Annotated in this window: 15 protein-coding genes; 8 read left to right on the top strand and 7 right to left on the bottom strand. The window is 56.5% G+C overall.

Translation table 11 applies throughout. The features are described 5' to 3' along the window. The first annotated feature begins 160 nt into the window (after positions 1–160). The 5 genes from guaD to dcp all read left to right on the top strand — a co-directional run bounded on the left by guaD (position 161) and on the right by dcp (position 8,174). Positions 161–1,489 (top strand): guanine deaminase, encoded by a 1,329-nt coding sequence (gene guaD / locus BM323_RS03750; RefSeq protein ID WP_008104192.1) that lies wholly within the window; start codon positions 161–163, stop codon positions 1,487–1,489. Next, a complete protein-coding gene (gene xdhA / locus BM323_RS03745) occupies positions 1,486–2,928 on the top strand; it encodes a xanthine dehydrogenase small subunit (RefSeq protein ID WP_008104190.1) in 1,443 nt (480 codons plus the stop codon). The genes guaD and xdhA overlap by 4 nt, the downstream gene beginning before the upstream one ends. After that, positions 2,918–5,284, top strand: a complete 2,367-nt coding sequence (xdhB, locus tag BM323_RS03740; protein ID WP_008104188.1) for a xanthine dehydrogenase molybdopterin binding subunit — start codon at positions 2,918–2,920, stop codon at positions 5,282–5,284. Before xdhA ends, xdhB begins: the two co-directional genes overlap by 11 nt. Next, the gene (gene xdhC, locus BM323_RS03735; protein WP_008104186.1) at positions 5,271–6,053 is read left to right on the top strand and encodes a xanthine dehydrogenase accessory protein XdhC; all 783 of its coding nucleotides are present in this window, start codon (positions 5,271–5,273) and stop codon (positions 6,051–6,053) included. Before xdhB ends, xdhC begins: the two co-directional genes overlap by 14 nt. Before the next feature lie 72 nt (positions 6,054–6,125). Then, a complete protein-coding gene (gene dcp, locus BM323_RS03730; protein WP_008104184.1) occupies positions 6,126–8,174 on the top strand; it encodes a peptidyl-dipeptidase Dcp in 2,049 nt (682 codons plus the stop codon). Positions 8,175–8,198: 24 nt separating this feature from the next. On the opposite strand, the gene hpxO is transcribed toward dcp, so the two are convergent. Next, positions 8,199–9,356, bottom strand: a complete 1,158-nt coding sequence (gene hpxO, locus BM323_RS03725; protein ID WP_008104182.1) for an FAD-dependent urate hydroxylase HpxO — start codon at positions 9,354–9,356, stop codon at positions 8,199–8,201. Positions 9,357–9,606: 250 nt separating this feature from the next. Here hpxO and BM323_RS03720 point away from each other — a divergent pair, with 250 nt between their 5' ends. Together BM323_RS03720 and BM323_RS03715 are read left to right on the top strand one after the other, a co-directional pair. Further along, positions 9,607–9,846 (top strand): hypothetical protein, encoded by a 240-nt coding sequence (locus BM323_RS03720; RefSeq protein ID WP_008104180.1) that lies wholly within the window; start codon positions 9,607–9,609, stop codon positions 9,844–9,846. Positions 9,847–9,921: 75 nt separating this feature from the next. Then, entirely contained in the window at positions 9,922–11,184 is a 1,263-nt protein-coding gene (locus BM323_RS03715; protein ID WP_008104177.1) for an acid phosphatase, read from the top strand. A gap of 68 nt (positions 11,185–11,252) precedes the next feature. Here the strand turns inward: BM323_RS03715 and BM323_RS03710 are convergent, their stop codons facing one another. The 6 genes from BM323_RS03710 to BM323_RS03685 form a co-directional block, all read right to left on the bottom strand. After that, the gene (locus BM323_RS03710) at positions 11,253–11,753 is read right to left on the bottom strand and encodes an RES family NAD+ phosphorylase (protein ID WP_008104175.1); all 501 of its coding nucleotides are present in this window, start codon (positions 11,751–11,753) and stop codon (positions 11,253–11,255) included. Next, a complete protein-coding gene (locus BM323_RS03705) occupies positions 11,753–12,235 on the bottom strand; it encodes an antitoxin Xre/MbcA/ParS toxin-binding domain-containing protein (protein WP_008104173.1) in 483 nt (160 codons plus the stop codon). Before BM323_RS03705 ends, BM323_RS03710 begins: the two co-directional genes overlap by 1 nt. 103 nt (positions 12,236–12,338) lie before the next feature. Then, entirely contained in the window at positions 12,339–12,668 is a 330-nt protein-coding gene (locus tag BM323_RS03700) for a DHCW motif cupin fold protein (protein ID WP_008104172.1), read from the bottom strand. A gap of 65 nt (positions 12,669–12,733) precedes the next feature. Then, on the bottom strand, positions 12,734–14,218 hold the full coding sequence (locus BM323_RS03695) for an FGGY-family carbohydrate kinase (RefSeq protein ID WP_008104170.1): 1,485 nt from the start codon (positions 14,216–14,218) through the stop codon (positions 12,734–12,736). 60 nt (positions 14,219–14,278) lie between these two features. Then, positions 14,279–15,118 carry a class I fructose-bisphosphate aldolase gene (locus BM323_RS03690; protein ID WP_008104167.1) on the bottom strand — a complete coding sequence of 280 codons (840 nt, stop codon included), beginning with the start codon at positions 15,116–15,118 and terminating at the stop codon, positions 14,279–14,281. Then, positions 15,102–16,856: a glycerol-3-phosphate dehydrogenase/oxidase gene (locus tag BM323_RS03685; protein WP_008104165.1), complete on the bottom strand. Its 1,755-nt coding sequence runs from the start codon at positions 16,854–16,856 to the stop codon at positions 15,102–15,104. The genes BM323_RS03690 and BM323_RS03685 overlap by 17 nt, the downstream gene beginning before the upstream one ends. 267 nt (positions 16,857–17,123) lie before the next feature. Between BM323_RS03685 and BM323_RS03680 the strand changes: the two genes are divergently transcribed. After that, entirely contained in the window at positions 17,124–17,636 is a 513-nt protein-coding gene (locus BM323_RS03680; RefSeq protein WP_008104163.1) for a P-loop nucleotide/nucleoside kinase family protein, read from the top strand. The last annotated feature ends 121 nt before the right edge of the window (positions 17,637–17,757 follow it).

Below are 17,757 nucleotides of genomic sequence, written 5' to 3'. Positions count from 1 at the left end.
GCGCACACGTTTGCCTGGCAAGCTTGACATAAAAACCCGTCAAAGCAACCTATTATATTGAAAGTAAACAGTATTTTTTGTTCTTTGCATTGGCATGCGCTTTGCAAACTATCTTTAAGGCAATCACCTGCATTAATAAAAAAAGCACCAAGGAACCATTATGCCTTACGCACCCGAAACGCTGCTGCGCGCCAGCTTCTTTGATTTCACCGCTCTGGCCGCGCAGCCAGGCGACATCGCTGCCAACGCGCGCTATCTCGAAGATGGCTTATTAACGCTGCGTGACGGCAAAGTGGTCAGCCTTGAAAGCTGGCAAATTGCGGAAGGGCGCGTCGATCACACACGCGTCACCGATCTGCGCGGCAAACTGATCGTGCCGGGATTTATCGATACCCATATTCATTACCCGCAAACCGAGATGATCGGCGCCTTTGGCGAACAGCTGCTGGAATGGCTCAACCAATACACTTTCCCGGTAGAAAGCCAATATCACTGTCCCGATCACGCAGCAAAAATGTCGGCGTTCTTCCTGCATCAGCTGTTGTCGAACGGCACGACAACAGCGCTGGTGTTCGGCACCGTGCATAAGCAGTCGGTGGATTCCCTGTTCAGCGCCGCACAGCAGCTGGATATGCGGCTTATCGCTGGCAAAGTGATGATGGATCGCAACGCACCGGAATACCTGACCGAAACGCCGGAAGAGAGCTATCAGCACACGCGTGAACTGATTGAGCGCTGGCATCAGCGCGGCCGCCTGAGCTATGCGCTAACGCCGCGCTTTGCGCCGACCTCATCACCCGAACTGCTGGAAAAAGTGCGTCAGCTGCGCGAGGAGTTTCCTGATGTCTGGATGCACACGCACTTAAGTGAAAACCAGCAGGAGATCGCCTGGGTAAAAGCGTTATTCCCGGAGCGCGCAGGCTATCTTGATGTCTATCATCACCACCAACTCACCGGCAAACGCAGCGTGTTTGCGCACTGTTTGCATCTGGAAGATCAAGAGTGGCAATGCCTGCATGACACCGATTCATCGATTGCCTTCTGCCCAACGTCAAACTTGTTCCTCGGCAGCGGCTTATTCAACATCAAACGCTGCTGGCAGCAGGGCGTCCGCATGGGCATTGGCACCGACGTGGGCGCAGGTACCACCTTTAATCTGCTGCAAACGCTGGGTGAAGCGTACAAAGTCGGCCAGCTACAGCAGTACAAACTCAGCGCCTGCGAAGCGTTCTATCATGCCACTTTGGGCGGTGCACACGCGCTCGACCTCGATAACGTTATCGGCAACTTCAATCCCGGCAAAGAGGCCGATTTTGTCGTGCTCGATCCGGCGGTGTCGCCGCTGCAGAAGCTGCGCAACGCCAATAGCAAAGATATCTGGGAGCGGCTGTTTGTGATGATGACGCTTGGCGACGACCGCAACATCGCGCAAACCTGGGTGAGCGGCAAGCCGGTTTGGCAGCGCGAAAGTGAGGAGCAAATAGCATGATCCAGTTCTTACTCAACGATCGTTTAGTCACCGAACGCGAGCTCGATCCCAATCTCACCGTGCTCAACTATCTGCGTGGTCAGCAGCAACGTCGCGGCACCAAAGAGGGCTGCGCCTCTGGCGACTGTGGTGCCTGCACCGTCACGCTCGGTAAAGTGGTGGATGGAGAGATACAGTATCAGGCGGTCAACAGCTGTTTGACGCTGGTAAGCAGCCTGCAAGGCAAGCAACTGATCACGGTGGAAGATCTCAAGCAGGGCCGCGAACTGCACAGCGTGCAGCAAGCGATGGTCGATTGCCACGGTTCACAGTGCGGTTACTGCACGCCAGGTTTTGTGATGTCGCTATTTACCCTGCAGAAAAACAGCGCTGGCTGGAACCGTCATCAGGCGGAACAGGCGCTGGCGGGCAATTTGTGTCGCTGTACCGGCTATCGTCCGATCATGGATGCGGCGCAGCAGGCATGCGAACAACCTGTTGCGGATGCCTTCAGCGCCAATGCACCCACGCTAGTGCAGCGTTTACAGGCGCTCAGCAACACAGAAGTCCAGATTATCGAAGCCGCGGGCAGCCGCTGCTATCTGCCAAAAACGCTAGCGCAGCTCGCCGATCTCTATCAGCAACATCCTGAAGCCCGTTTGGTGGCCGGTGGCACCGATCTAACGCTGCAAATTACCCAGCAATATAAGCGCTTGCCGCTGCTGATTGCGCTGGAGCAGGTCGATGAGTTGAAGGTCTGCCACGAAGATGAAACACATCTCTATCTCGGCGCTGCCGCCTCATTGCATCATTGCTACCAGTTTTTAGCGCAGCACATTCCGGCGTTTAGCAGCATGCTGGAGCGTTTTGCCTCGTTGCAAATTCGTAATCAGGGCACGCTTGGCGGCAACATTGGTAACGCATCGCCGATTGGTGATTGCGCGCCGATGCTGCTGGCATTGAATGCGCATCTGGTTTTGCAGCAGGGCGATAAGCAGCGAGAAGTCCCGCTCAATCAATTCTTTACCGCCTATCGCCAAACGGTCTTGCTGCCGGGGGAATTTATTCGCAGCATCATCATTCCTAAAGTGACGGTGTCACCCAGCTTTACTGCGTGGAAGGTGGCGAAACGGCTGGATGATGATATTTCCGCCGTGTTTGCCGCCATTAACCTGCAAATCGAGGAAGGTGTGATTGTGGAAGCGCGACTGGCTTTTGGTGGCATGGCCGCCACGCCGAAGCGTGCGCTGGCGGCTGAAGCACAATTGCTGGGCAAGCCGCTGAATCTCAGCGCCATCGAAAAAGCCTGCGCCGCATTGAGCGAGGATTTTCAGCCGCTGAGCGACTTCCGCGCCAGCGCCGATTACCGCCTGCAGGTGGCACGCAATCTGTTGCGCCGTTACTACGCACAAGCGTCTGGCGAGCTGACCATTACCGAGGTGTCGCGCTATGTCTCATAACCGTCCGGAACTGAACGAGACGCTGCTGAAAACCCAGTTCGCCACCGGCATGCAAACGGGCGTGGGGCGCAGCAACAAACATGAAAGTGCCGACAAACATGTCTCCGGTGAGGCGCTGTATATCGACGACAAGCCCGATCTGCCGGGATTGCTGCATCTCTGTCCACGACTAAGCGAGCACGCGCATGCGCGCATCACCAAACTGGATGTGCAGCCGTGCTACGCGGTGCCGGGCGTGGTCAGCGTGCTAACCTGGCGAGATGTGCCGGGCCTCAATGATGTCGGTCCGCTGGAACCCGGCGATCCGCTGCTGGCGCAGGACAAAATCGAATATTTCGGTCAGATCGTGATTGCCGTGGCGGCTGATTCACCGGAAGCAGCGCGTGCCGGTGCCGCAGCGGCAATTGTTGAGTATGAAGCGCTGCCCGCAGTGCTCGACGTGCGTGAAGCGCTGGAACAGCGCTTCTTTGTGCAGCAGCCGCATATTCACCAACGCGGTGATGCCGAAGCCGCGCTGGCGCGTGCGTCGCGCCGTATTCAGGGCGAATTTCACATTGGCGGTCAGGAACATTTCTATCTGGAAACCCAGACGGCGCTGGTGATCCCCGGCGAAGATGACAGCTTGCAGGTGTTCTCCTCGACGCAAAACCCCACCGAAGTGCAGAAGCTGGTGGCGGAAGTGATGGGCATCACCATGAACAAAGTCACCATTGATATGCGGCGCATGGGCGGCGGCTTTGGCGGCAAAGAAACCCAGGCGGCGGGCGTAGCGTGTTTGTGTGCCATTGCCGCGCGTCAGCTGCGTAAACCGGTGAAAATGCGCCTGGCGCGCCGCGACGACATGCAGATCACCGGCAAACGCCATCCGTTTTTTGTCCGCTACGATGTCGGTGTCGATGATGACGGTCGCTTCTGCGGCGTGAAGATCGATCTGGCCGGCAACTGCGGTTATTCGCTCGATCTCAGCGGATCGATTGTCGATCGCGCGATGTTCCACGCCGATAACGCCTATTACCTCGGCGATGCGCTGATTACCGGCTATCGCTGCCGCACGCATACCGCCTCGAACACCGCGTATCGTGGCTTCGGCGGGCCGCAAGGCATGGTGGCGATTGAGCAAATCATGGATCACGTCGCACGCGAACTCGGATTAGATCCGCTCGAACTGCGCAAACATAACTATTACGGCAAAACCGATCGCAACATCACCCATTACCACCAGCAGGTGGAAGACAATCTGCTGGACGAGATGACGGAGCAATTGGAAACCAGCAGCGAATACGCCGCGCGCCGCCGTGAAATCAGTGCGTTTAACGCCAGCAACCGTTTTATGAAACGCGGATTGGCGCTGACGCCGGTGAAATTCGGCATCTCATTTACCTCCAGTTTCCTCAATCAGGCCGGCGCGCTGATTTTGATTTATACCGATGGCACGGTGCAGCTCAATCACGGCGGCACCGAAATGGGTCAGGGCTTAAATACCAAAGTGGCGCAGATTGTGGCGGAAGTGCTGCAGATTGATATTAGCCAGATTCAGGTCACCGCCACCGATACCGGCAAAGTGCCCAACACCTCGCCAACTGCGGCGTCCAGCGGGGCCGATCTCAACGGCAAAGCGGCGCAGAATGCGGCGCAAATCCTGCGCGACCGCTTAACCGAGATGCTGTGTCAGCAACATCAATGTACGGCAGAGGCAGTGCATTTCAGCAACGGCATCGTGCGCGTCGGCGAGAAACACTTCACCTTCGCCCAGGTGGCGCAGCAAGCGTGGCTCAATCAGGTGCCGCTTTCCGCCACCGGGTTCTACAAAGTGCCGGGCATTCATTACGATCGCGCCGCCGGACGCGGCAAGCCGTTCTATTACTTCTCTTACGGCGCGGCCTGCTGTGAAGTGCTGGTGGATACGCTGACCGGTGAATATCGTTTGCTGCGCGCCGACATTTTGCATGACGTGGGCGCATCGCTGAATCCGGCGATTGATATCGGCCAGGTTGAGGGCGGTTTTGTGCAGGGCATGGGCTGGCTCACCTGCGAAGAGCTGGTGTGGAACGACAAGGGCAAATTGCTCACCGATGGCCCGGCCAGCTACAAAATCCCAGCGATCAGCGATGTACCGAGCGATTTGCGCGTCACGCTGGTAGAGAACCGCAAAAACCCGCAGGACACGGTGTTCCACTCCAAAGCCGTCGGCGAACCACCGTTTATGTTGGGCATCGCGGTGTGGTGTGCGTTGCAGGATGCGGTTGCCAGCGTCGATAACTATCGTCGCCATCCGCAGCTGGACGCGCCCGCCACGCCGGAGCGGGTATTCTGGGGGATTCAGCGCTTATCAGGAGCGGACCATGATTTATCATGACTGGATCAGCGTGTTACACAGCCTGCGGGAAAAACGTGAAAGCTGCGTGTTAATCACCGTGCTGAGCGAGCGGGGCTCCGTGCCGCGCGATCGTGGCAGCAAAATGGTGGTCAGCGCCACTGACACCTTTCTGACCATTGGCGGCGGTCATCTTGAGTATCAATGCATTGCGCAGGCGCGAGAGATGCTGCAGCAGCGCTGCACTCAACCGCGCAGTGAAGAGTTTGCGCTGGCTGCGCGCCTCGGCCAATGCTGCGGCGGTCACGCCACTTTGCTGTTTGAACCGCTGATGCAGCAGCAGCCGGAAATCCAGGTGTACGGCGCAGGCCACGTTGGCCAGGCGCTGGTGAATCTGCTTGCCACTTTGCCGTGCCACATTACGTGGATTGATAGCCGCGCCGCGCAGTTTCGCGCCGTGCCGCCCGGCGTAACGGTGCGCCAGGTTGAGGATCCAATTGACTGCGTGAAGGAAGCCGCGCCCGACAGCTACTTTGTGGTAATGACGCACGATCATCCGCTCGATCTGGCTCTCAGCGAAGCGATTTTGCGGCGCGGCGATTTTCGCTATGCCGGTGTGATTGGTTCAGCTACCAAAGCCCAGCGTTTTCGTTATCGCTTAGAGGGCAAAGGCATTGCGGCAGATTCTCTCGCACGTTTGCGCTGCCCGATTGGTTTAGCGGATGTGAAGGGCAAATTACCGGCGGAAATTGCCGTCGCGGTGGCAGGGGAAATCATCAGCGTTTATCAGCAGCAGGCGATAAGTTGTTGAGTGACGAGGAAACTGCCAGGATAGAACCATCCCGCCGCCACCGTGCGACGTTGCTGATTATCAGGAGCGATAATGAATTCACGAGCCAATCCGTTTTTCACCGCCAGCACCTTGCCGTATCAAACCCCGCCATTTGACCAGATTCAGGAAGAGGATTTTCTGCCGGCGCTGGAAGCGGGTATTGAAGAGAAACGGCGCGAAGTGGCGGCGATCGCCAGCAATCCTGACGCGCCAACCTTTGCCAACACCTATGAAGCGCTGGAGCGCAGCGGCCAGTTACTGAAGCGCGTAAATCTGGTGTTTGGCGCCATGACTTCCGCCAACACCAGCGATCGTTTGCAGGAAATCGATGAGCTGATTACCCCGCAGCTGACCGCGCTCAATGATGAAATCTGCCTGAACAGCCAACTGTTTGCTCGCCTCGATGCGGTTTATCAGCATCGCGGATCGCAGTGCCCGGATGCCGAAGCGATGCGTCTGGCCGAAGTCACCTGGCAGCATTTTCAGCTGGCTGGCGCCAGCCTCAGCGACGCGGATAAAACCCAGCTTCGTGCCTGCAATCAGGAGCTGGCAAGCCTCAGCACCCGTTTTGGCAACAAGTTGCTGGCTGCTACCAAAGCCGGCGCTTATGTGGTGAGCAATATTGCGGCGTTGGCCGGATTAAGCGAGGAAGAGCTGGCGCACGCCAAAGCGGCGGCCGAAGCGCGTGGTTTGCACGGCGAATGGCTGATTGCGCTGCAAAACACCACGCAGCAACCGGCGCTGCAGGCGCTGGACGTGCGCGCCACGCGTGAAGCGCTGTTCCAGCAGGCGCTAACGCGCAGCGAGCAGGGCGATGATAACGACACGCGCGACATCGTGTTACGCATGGCGCAACTGCGCGCGCAGCAGGCGAGTCTGCTCGGCTTCAAAACCTATGCCGAATGGAGCATGCAGGATCAGATGGCGAAAACGCCGGAAGCGGCTTTTGCCTTTATGCGCAATATCGTTCCTGCCGCGCGGGCCCGCGCCGAACGCGAAGCCGCCGATATTCAGCAGGCGATTGAACAAGAGAATCACAGTTTCCCGCTGCGTGTCTGGGACTGGAATTTCTACGCAGAGAAGGTGCGCAAAGCCCAATACGCGCTGGATGAGAACCAAATCCGCCCGTACTTTGAGCTGAATAATGTGCTGGAAAAGGGCGTATTCTGGTCGGCCAGCCAGCTATTTGGCATTCGTTTTAGCCAGCGCCACGATCTGCCGGTTTACCATCCGGACGTTAACGTTTACGAGATTTTCGATGCCGACGACACGCCGCTGGCGCTGTTCTACACCGACTTCTTCAAACGCGATAACAAAAGCGGCGGCGCGTGGATGAGTAATTTCGTTGACCAAACCACGCTGCTCGGCACTAAGCCGGTAATCTACAACGTGTGCAACTACACCAAGCCGCAGGCAGGCCAGCCAGCGCTGCTGAGCTGGGATGAAGTGATCACGTTGTTCCACGAATTTGGTCATGCGCTACACGGCTTGTTCGCCACGCAACGCTATCCGAGCTTGTCGGGTACCGCCACACCGCGCGACTTTGTCGAATTCCCGTCGCAGATTAATGAACATTGGGCCAGCAACGAAGCGGTGTTCGCCAATTACGCGCGCCACTACAAAACCGGGGAGGCGATGCCGGCTGAGCTGCGCGACAAAATGGTGCGCGCCGCGAAGTTCAACAAAGGCTACGACATGACCGAGCTGCTGGCCGCAGCGCTGCTGGATCTGCAGTGGCATTCACTGACCACGCACGACAATCCGCAGGACGTCAGCCACTTTGAATTGCAGGCGTTGGCCGCCGAAAACATTGCGCTGGCGGCGGTTCCACCACGCTATCGCTCCAGCTATTTCCGCCATATCTGGGGCGGCGGTTATGCAGCCGGTTATTACGCCTATATCTGGACGCAGATGCTGGCCGATGATGGTTATCAAGCCTTTGTCGAACGCGGGGGATTAACGCGAGAAAACGGTCAGCAGTTCCGCGATCATATTTTGTCACGCGGTAACAGCACTGATTTGCAGCATCTGTGGCTGGCGTGGCGCGGCAAAGAGCCGGAAATCGGCCCAATGCTGAAAAACCGTGGATTAGAGTCGTAGGGTCGCCATTCATGGCGACCTGATTTAACCGAACGGACCGCCTTCAATCGTATCGCACATACCGGCCAGCACCCGCTCGCCGGTTTCGTTTTTCAAATCCGCATACCACGCCGCCGTGACTTCCGCATCTTTCGCATGGGTAACATCACAGCGCTTACGGGCCTTCAACACCAAATCTTTGGTGCGCTCCACGCGACGGGATTCATAGCGCAACAGCGCATCCTCAATCCCCAAAGAGTGTGACGCCAGCGTCTGCGCCAGCACCACCGCATCTTCCATCGCCGCACAACCGCCTTGCCCGATATCCGGCGTGGTGCTGTGTGCTGCATCGCCCAGCAACGCCACACGACCTTTAACGAAACGGCTAAACGGTTCGATATCGTGGATTTCCACGCGATTGGTGGTTTCCGGATTAAGGCGTTCTATCAGGCGCTGCACAGGTTCGGCCCAGCCGCTGAAGTAGCCTTTAAGGTCACTTTTCAGCGTTGCGCGATCTTCCGACAAGCCTTTTGGCAGCGGGACATCAAAGAAGAAGTAGAAGCGGTTGTCGCTGACCGGCATCAGCGACACGCGTTTGCCTTCGCCGACAAAAGTGGTCCACTGATCGGCGGGCGCAATCGCTTCATCAATCGTCACCAGGCCGTTCCAGTTGACGTAACCGGCGTAACGACGTTCGACGCTTTCGCCCAGCACATAGTGGCGGATCACCGAGTGCGTGCCATCGGCGGCAATCAGGAAATCACCTTCGGCCTGGCTGCCATCATCAAACCAGGCGGTTACGCCATGTTCAGTTTGCTCAACCTGCGAGACGCGTTTGCCAAAGCTAATGCGCGAACGTCCGTAGGTATCGATTAGCATCGCCTGCAATTCCGCGCGCGCCACCGGATAGGGATATTCACCTACCTGTTGCACCAGTGGTTCCATGCTGAAGCGGGTAAGCGTGCTACCGCTGTGCGCATCGTTGTAGGCCATAAACGCCATGTTGCCGCCCAGCGCGCGCAGCGGCTCTTTCATGCCCAACGCATTGAGGCATTTCACGCCGTTGGGCCAGATGGAGATCGCCGCACCCACCGGCTTCATCTCTTTCACTGCTTCAAACACCGCAGTGTCAAAACCCGCTTTCTCCAGCGCAATCGCAGCACTCATACCGCCAATGCCCGCGCCAATCACAATTGCTTTCATATCCGTCTCCTTTGCTATGCATAAGAGACTGCAACTTTTGTACCAGATTCGCGGGCAAACCGAATTGCGGCTATCTCTTTGATTTTAAATTGGCGCAGCAGCATCTGGCTTTGCTGTCCTGCACTACAGTGGCGCACCTTCATGCACTAAAGAAGGGCGATTTGAGATAAAGATTGAATCGATTGTTTCAGCATGGTAATTGGCGCCGCAGCAGCCATACTCTTTACACCCTTCCCGCGAGGACTCAATCATGAAATGGATAATGGCTTTAGCCTTGCTGTTCAGCATCAGCGTGCTGGCACAACCGCAATGGCAGCCGGAACGAAAAGCGCCGGTGGTCCAACTGACGCCGATTGCCGCCAAGTGCGATGTTTCAGCGTGTCAGCAGAATTGCTATGTGCAGCAATCACAGTGCAAAAACGACAATAACGGCGGCTGCGGCTCGTTGGCACAAATTTGCGTACAAAACTGTGCCAGTCAGTGTCGTTAAGTGAAATAAATCTGTCATAACCGAGTGCTAGCGTGTTTCCCCGGCAAGGTAATATTTTGATAACAGGGGAAAATAATGAAAACCCGCTTCACACTGATTGCAACGGTTCTTCTGCTGGCACAGCAGGCACATGCTGTTTCACTGCCCGATGCGGCCGCGCTGGCAGGCTTAACCTCCACCGGTTCCACCTCCGCTTATAGCGATCTCGAGCAGCAATCTTTGCAGGCTGAACGTCAGGCGCTGCAAGGCGACAGCAGCAAGCTGACGCGCGAGCAACTGGAAAAAGCAAAACAGAACGCGAAACAAGCTGACAAGCAGTGGCTGAAAAACAGCGGCTACAATTTCAAAACTAAAGAGAACCAGCAGGCCGGAATTGCGCTGCTTGCGGGTTTTAGCGCGTTGCCCGCCAGCGTGCTTGATGCCAGCCAGGCAACCGTCACCAACATCAACCTGAACGCCACGCAAAATGTGCGTCATCAGGCACTGGCCGATGCGGAAGCGATCAGCTATCTCTATTTCCTCTCTGATGCGCTCGGCCCGCGTCTCGGCAAAGCCTTCCTCGCGGCTTACGATAAAGGTGAGATCGGCAAAGCGGCGGCGTTGATTAAAGCCAGTGAAGTCAGCACCAGCGCGGCGAAAAAGCACTTTAACTATCCGCGACCGTTCCTGCGTGAGGGCAACAGCATTCATCTGGTGCCGGACGATGTGGTGGTAAAAGACAACGTGCGTTACACCGCCGACGGCGGCTCTTTCCCGAGCGGCCACACCAATACCGGTTATACCGATGCTTTGTTGCTGGCCGAAATGGTGCCGGAACGTTTTGAAGCATTGGTAACACGCGGCGCGCGCTACGGTTATTCGCGTTTGGTATTGGGTGTGCATTACCCGCTGGATGTGATGGGTTCGCGCATGGTGGCGCAACGCAACGTGGCAAATTATCTCAACGATGCGCGCTATCAGGCGCTGTTTAGTGAAGCGCGCGATCAATTGCGTGCCGCGCTGGAGAAAGAGTGCGGCATGTCGCTGGCCGAGTGTGCGCGAAGCAATGGCAAGGATGATCCGTATCGCTCACCGGCAATGAAGCAGTTCTATCGTTTCACCATGAGCTACAACCTGCCGAAAGCCAATGTGCAGAACACGCCAGTTAAAGTTCCGCAGGGCGCGGAGATCCTGCTGAAGACCGCGTTGCCGCAGCTGTCTGATGCGCAGATTCGTAGCCTGATGGTGAAAAGCGCGCTGCCAAACGGTTATCCGCTGTCCGGCAACAGTGCGGATCAGTCATTCTGGCAACGTGTCGATTTAACGGCGGCTTTTGCTTTAGCGAAACCAATGCGTTGATCGATCGCGTAGGGTCGCCATTTATGGTGACCAGATGCGCATGAATGCGCACCCTACGAAAACTCTCGTTACGCTTTAATCCGACGATCAAGCGCGAAGGGCGCTGAAGTGGCTTGTGCAAACAGGGCGGCGGCAGCGGGATGGTCGGGATTGAGAATGGCGTTGTCTTCACCGGTCAAAATGCTGGGTACCGTCAACAGCAAAGGAAAGCCGCCTTGCAAATCAAGGAACGCGGCGCCGATCGCTTGCGTCTCTTCCTGCTGCTGATACTTTTGCCAATCGCTGGGCAGCTTACTGCTGTCCAGCGCCATGATTTCGCTCTCAGGGATCGGCAGGGTAAAAATCACAAAGCGGCTCTTCTCCAGCATCGCTTTCCCGGCATGCACCACCAGTTCCAGCGTGGCGAGTGCCTTTGAGCTGCTGAGGTAAACCGTTTTAATGCCGGGCGGATTCCAGCGTCCGCCCCATTTTTCAGCGCCAGCGCCGCTAAATGCCTCGCTGGCATACTCTTCTTTCACTAAACGATAAAACAATCGATGGGGAGCATCCGGTTCCTTCCGTTGCGTCATTACACAATCACTCCGTGTTCCAGGCGACCAATCAGCGTTAACACCGCATCACAGCCCGCAGGCGTGCTCAGCATCTCCATTGGCAAGGCATCATCCAGTGCCAACGCAGGTTGATACATCCAGTACATGGCAGCGTCAACGTCACCGGCAAATAATTGCAAAACGGCATCCAGAATTTCGAACACCTGATACACACGTGCGCCTTGCTCCACGGAGAGTTGCGATCCGGCCTTCTCACGGCGGCGATAGGTATTGCGATCGATCGAGACCATCTGGGCCACATCCAGCGGCGTTGCTTTCAGCACCGTGGCAGCGCGCTCAACGATGCCAACGTCCAGACCTTCGGTGATCAACTGATGTGCTTTCAGCGGATTACGCGGCAAGCCCATTTGATCCATAAAAGATTGCTGAGCGTGCTGAATCAGCGTCGGGTCGAAGACGCGTGCGGCATTGCCGTGATTGAATGGGGATGCAGTTGTCATAACAACCTCCTGTACAATGTTCATTTGAACATTTTGATAGCTCAAGTGTACACCACTGCGCAGAGGTTGTCATTTTTTGTACGATCATAAAACTAATGCATTGTTAATCAACAATAAACAGCTTTGCACCGCCGACGGTTGAGGAGCGGTGCGCTTCTGCATTGTCTGCGACCTGATAACTCACGCCCGGCGTTAACGTGAAGGTGCGACCATCTTCCAGTTCCGTCACCATTTCACCTTCGAGGCAAAGCAAAATATGGCCTTTGCTGCACCAGTGATCCGCCAGATAACCGGGTGAATACTCCACCATCCTGACCCGAATATCGCCAAAGCGTTGGGTGCGCCACAAAGCAAAACCTGCATCGCCGGGATGTTTTTCAGGCGCGATGTCGTTCCAGATGGTGATGCCGAAGGGAAGCTGATTGATCTGCATACGGATGTCCTTAAGTAGATAAGACAGCCATGATTAGCAGCGAGAGGGCAATTAAGCCAGTAAAATCAACCGGCTTCCTGCCACATCTCACGCATCGCCAGCTCCAGCTTCTTAAACACGCGATAGCGCGTATCGTGAAACGCAACGCGATCCGCTTGCGGCAGCAGCTCGCCGGGATTGATCTGCACCGCCTGCTGCGCGGCATCGGCGAGATTACGCCACGCGCCGACGCCCACACCGGCACACAATGCTGCGCCGAGCGCACCGGTTTCTTTGCACTCAGCAACGCGAATCGGTATGTCTAACACGTCAGCAAACATCTGCGGCCAGACACAGCTGCGCGCTGCGCCGCCCGACAAAATGGCCTGCGTAAAAGGGATGCCCGCCGCACGCAGGCGATCGATATGCGCCCGATGGGCAAAGGTCACGCCTTCAAACAGCGCGAACAGCATATCGGCGCGCGTATGCCAGCCGCCTAAGCCATAAAACCCGGCTTTGGCCGGTTCCGATTTACGTCCGGAATAGAGGTAAGGGTGATAAAGCGGCAACTGCGCATTGGGTTGCACATGCGCCACGCTATCGCTGCTGCGCGCCGCGCCTTGACCGCCGCGACCGTCGTCAAATTCACGCAGGAACCAGTCGAGATTCGCCGCCGACGTCGCGCTGGCCTCAATCGCCATGTAACGATCTGACTCAATAATGGAGTTCATAAATACCGGGCGCAGATAATCGGGTTTATCCACTACCACCTGATTGATGCTCCACGTACCGGCGACAATCGAGGCTTGACCCGTGTTCACCACGCCAGAACCGACGGCACTGGCCACCACATCAAAGATGCCCGCAACCACCGGAATGCCCGCCGGTAACCCAGTGAGCTGTGCTGCACGTTCTGTGACATGGCCAACCACCTCGCAGGATTCACGCAGTGCGGGCAGCAGGGCGATCGCCTCTTCTATCCCGTACAGCGCCATCAATTCACGGCTGTAGCCGCGCGCGCGATAATCAATCAATCCAGCCCCGGCGGCATCCGAAAAATCAGCGCTGATTGCACCACTGAGAAAATGGGCGATAACGTCTTTCGCTAACAGCAAATGGCCGATTAGCGCCCAACGTTCGGGTTGATGTTGTTTGATCCAACTGATCAACACTGGCGTTGCAGCTGGCCAGGGTTTTTGCAGGGAAATCTGGTAGATGCGCTTATCCGCGCCGCTGATTTCCAGCGCATGCACCGTATCACAAGTGCGATGATCGATAGACTGAATACCAAACAGCGGCTGCTGATGCTTATCCAGCGCATACAAACCGTTGCCGTGACCGGCCGCGCCAACCGCAATCACATCGCTGGCTGGCGTTCCCGCCTGTTGCAGGCAACGGCTTACCGCATCGCTGACGCCATGCCAGATATCCGCCACCGGCCGTTCGGCGTAACCTTCCTGCGGACGATGGGTTTCTCCCGCGCACTCGGCCACCGACAATACGCGACCGCTGAGATCAAACAGTACTGCTTTGATCATGGTGTTTCCGGCATCAATACCGACTATCTTCATATCCGACTCCGTGCAACTGGCGAAGACGGCGCACCGCTTAAGCGCCGGTGCAGGTAAGGCTCAACCCTGCTGATAGATTTCCAATGCGTCCGGGCCGCTGGCGCCCTGATGAATAATCGCCATCAGCGCTTTCACCACGCGCGACGGATTATCGTGCTGATACACATTGCGGCCATACACCATGCCGCTGGCACCTTGCGCCATCAGCGCGGCACTTTTCGTCAGCACGCCCGCCAGTTCACCTTTGCCGCCGCCGCGCACCAGCGTGGGACAGCGCGCCGCTTCCACCACGCGATGAAAATCTTCAACGTTCTCAGTGGGATCGGCTTTGATAATATCGGCACCCAACTCGCGCGCCAGCCGTACCAGCGGCACAATCTTCTCCACATCGCCCAGCGAGCCGTAAGCTGCGCCTTGCCCGGCGGGAGCCATCACCAGCGGTTCAATCATCAGCGGCATGGCGTAGCGATCGCAGGCCTGACGCAGGCGGCCAATGTTTTCAACGCACATGCGGAAAATGCCCGGTTCATCTGGGATTAGATAGAGATTCACCACCACCGCCGCAGCGTCCATCTGCAATGCAGCAAGAATCGGTTCATCAGGATTGTGCAGCACCGCCCACATTTCCCGGTGACGCGCCGCGTTGTAGGCATTCCCCACGTCGGTGCGCATCACCAGCGCCGGTTTACGTCCCGCCACACGCTGCAGCAGGTCGGCCTGACCGTAGTTAACCTGAATCGCATCAGGCTGCGCGGCGATCAGGTTATCCATCACGCCTGCAATATTCTCCAGGCCGATAAGAAAATCGGGCTCGTTGGCGATACCGTGATCGATGGCCACATCCAGACATTTACCGTGCTGAAACAGACGCTGGATGCGCACTTTATTGGTTACTAACATGTCGTGTTTCCTCCTGAAAAACTGTGGGATACAGGCCGGTAAGTCCGTGCAAACGTGCCAGATTGGCGCAGCCGCGCTGCAGCTGCTGCGCGCGTTCACTATCGCTCCAGCCGAGCGCCGCGGCCATGATTTCGGCGATCTCCTGCACCAGCGGCGCGCTAAGTTCACCGCAAATCGCCAGCGAGGTGCGGCGTACCAGCAAATCCTCCAACTGACAAACCTGTTCATGCTCAATCAGATACCGCAATTCGACATCGCTGTAGGCGGCGTGATGCTGCAACATTTGCTCGCCGTGCTGCTGGATCAGCGCCAGCAGCGGCACGGCGCGGCTGCCGTAACGTTTGGCGAGCTGCATCACGCGCGGCAGCGGCACGCCATAACGCTGCGCCAATTGCGCCAGCCACGCGGTTTGTCCTGAAGGTTTGGGGAAGTCACGCCCGCCGCCAATCGGCACATCGCCGCTCGATACATGACGTTTTTCACCGAGCAGGCGCAGTACACGATCCGCCGCCTCTTCACCGAACTGACGGAAGGTGGTCCATTTGCCACCGACTAAACAGAGCGTGCTCCAGGCGCGATTCGCGTCAGCGGGCAGCACCACTAACGAGTGATTACGTGAGATTTGGCCGTTAAGTTTGGCCTCGCTGGCGGGCAGCGGACGTACGCCGCAGAAGGTATACACGATGGCGGAATCCGCCACTTCGATATGCGGAAAGACGAAACGCAGTGACTCAAGGATGTAATCCTTTTCCTCTTCTTCGCACACCACCGCGTCAGGATCGTCCACGCGGATATCGGTGGAACCCACCAGCACCTTGCCAAACCATGGGAACATGATGCAGACACGGCCTTCCTGGTTCTCGAAATAGACCATTTCGCCATCCAGCATATGCAGCAATTCGGGATGATCGAGAATCAGATGCGATCCTTTGGTGCCGCCAATCAGCTTTGGCAGATCGCGGCTGGAGGTGATGCGTTGGTTAACCTGGTCGATCCATGCGCCACCGGCATTCACCAGCACATGCGGTTGCAGGCTGAAGCGCTCGCCGCTCAACGCATCCTGCAAAATAACCGTTTCGCCCTCGGCGCTGACCAGCTGCAGATAATTGAGCGCCAGCGCCTCTGGGCAGGCTTTTTCGGCATCATCAATCAACTCGAATCCTAGTCGTTCCGGCGCGCTGATCCAGGCATCGTAATAGCTGGCGCTGTATTTCACCCAGGGCGCAAATCCCGGCCAGCGATCGCGCGTGGCGGCCTCATTGCGCACCTGATGCTTCGGCATCGATCCATATTGGCGGGTGTAGATGTCATACAGGCTGAGCCCGGTTTTAATTAGCAGCGCACCACGTCGTGTCGGTTTATCGCTCAGACGTAGAAAACGGCGCGTGGCATTCACTAAGCCGCCAGCGAGATTATCGATTGGCACCGTGGTACGTAAGGGAAACACATAATGCGAGGCATTTTTCAGCAGCCGGTCGCGCTCGGTGACCGACTCTTTGACCAGCGTGAACTCACCGGTTTCCAGGTAACGTAAACCGCCATGAATCATGCGCGACAGCGCACCGCTGGCGGCCTGGCACCAATCGCCTTTTTCAACCAGAATCGCCGGAATGCCCTGCAACGCCAGTTCGCGAAACGTACTGATGCCGTTGATGCCGCCGCCGACAATCAACACCGGTGTCGACGACCGCAGGCGCAGGGCGCTCAGGCGTTCTTCGCGGGTTTTGATGTTATCCATGAGATGCTCCAGTTCCAGTACGCCAGGATGAGATCGTAGTCGCTGGAGCCGTGCTAGAGGATGAAGGTCAATGAATTGTTAATGGAAGGAGTAAGAGTTGAGAGGTCGGTCACTTAACTAGTCTTTGGAAGACTGACGAATGTGTTTTAAGCGAAGGCGTTATCCAATTACAGGGGAAGATGCGGGTAAGGAGAGATTAAGGGCTGGCAACTTGAAATGAGTGAAGTTACCTTCACCCATATTTATTTCATTTCAAGGAGATGGTTGATGCTCATCACTTTTAGCGGATTACCCGGCACCGGCAAAAGCACCATTGCGCGGTTATTAGCGCAGCAGATCGGCGCGGTGTATTTGCGTGTCGATACCATCGAACAGGCGCTGCGATCGGGTCAAGAGAGCGAGAAAGCCATCGGGCCGGAAGGGTATTTCGTCATCTACGGATTGGCGCGCGACAATTTGCTGCTTGGTTCCACCGTTATTACCGACTCGGTTAACGACCTGCAACTGATCCGCAATGCTTATCGCGATATCGCCTTATTAAGCGGCTCGCCGCTGCTGGAAGTCGAAGTGATCTGTTCCGATCGTAACAAGCATCGCTTTCGTGTCGAAAATCGCGCTACCGATATTAAAGGTTTGAAGCTACCGGATTGGCAGGCAGTTGAACAGCGCGAATATCAAGCCTGGGAACGTGATCATTTGCAGCTTGATAGCGCAATGCTGTCGGCGCAGCAATGCGTGGATGCCATTCTGCAAGCGCTATCAAAAACGTCAAAATCCTAATCTTTCAGTGGTGGCGTTCAACGCGTCGCCACTTTCACCTGAAAGCTATTTTTCAACCTTAATGTGATCAATCTCCGGATTCGGCGCTTATGGCATTGTTTATTGCTGCGCACTTGTTATG

The sequence above is a fragment of the Pantoea sp. YR525 genome (assembly GCF_900116775.1).
Lineage (GTDB): Bacteria > Pseudomonadota > Gammaproteobacteria > Enterobacterales > Enterobacteriaceae > Pantoea > Pantoea symbiotica.
Note: the sequence above shows the minus strand (reverse complement) of the source record. Positions and strands in the feature narration are given on the sequence as shown.